Here is an 841-nt window from a genome sequence, read left to right on the forward strand (position 1 = left end):
TTTTTCGTTAATACTTTGAATTTATTTTGATATGCAATTCCATTGATGCTATATCGATACATAGCACCACTAACTGTTCCATTCACACCTTTATAAATTTGTGTATGTCGTGCCAGAGGTTCGGAGTTTTCTATCGCTTGTGCAATTGGTTCAGCTGCATTTTGCGCTTGTTCATAATCCGATGCCGCACAATAACAATCCGCTCCAAGTTCAAGTTCTCCATACATAGCATAGAGCAATGCACCTGCTGCGATAATTGTTTTTCCGTTCTTCTTTGGTACTTGAACATATGATTCACGAATAACACGGACTGTTTTTCCTTTTTCGTTTTTATGATACCAACCATACATATTCGCAAAAACAAACATTTCCCAAAGCTCTAATTCCATCAATTGACCTGCAAGTGGTCCTTTAACATGACGGATGAACGATTGAACGAAGTCTAACATTTCATTCGCTCTATCTACATCAAACCAAATATCTTTACGCTTTTTCCACTTCTTATAACGTTCTACAGCAAGAATGATCGACTTCGGGTACTTCTTTTTATTACGCATGACGTTATTCGCATACTTATCAGCATAGTTAACGCCTGGTGTAATAATCATTGGGTTTTCCGCCATTTATTCCGATGAGCTGCTAATTCGTCTTTAGGCTCATTAGATTGAATATTCCCTGCATTTTGGGGTGTCTTTTGTACACTTTTTCCCTTATTCGTCATTCCTAGAGCTTCTAACATTTTATTCTTCTTATCATTCCAAGTTTCAACTTGTTGAGCGAGCGGATGTTTCATTTCATTTACTGCACCAGCCTTGTTTTTATGCGTTTTTGTAGGAGCAAA

Annotated in this window: 1 protein-coding gene and 1 pseudogene; both read right to left on the reverse strand. The window is 37.5% G+C overall.

Annotated features, from left to right (window positions below):
• Window positions 1-608, reverse strand: a 608-nt coding sequence (locus RT27_RS32065) for a terminase large subunit (RefSeq protein WP_043939462.1), incomplete at its 3' end; no start/stop codon positions are given.
• Window positions 605-841 (reverse strand): annotated as a pseudogene (locus RT27_RS35645) (terminase small subunit); the annotation flags it as partial. The pseudogene RT27_RS35645 and the gene RT27_RS32065, both read right to left, overlap by 4 nt.

Origin of the sequence: Bacillus sp. L_1B0_5 (assembly GCF_000836715.1) — a bacterium.
GTDB classification, from domain to species: domain Bacteria; phylum Bacillota; class Bacilli; order Bacillales; family Bacillaceae_G; genus Bacillus_A; species Bacillus_A thuringiensis_S.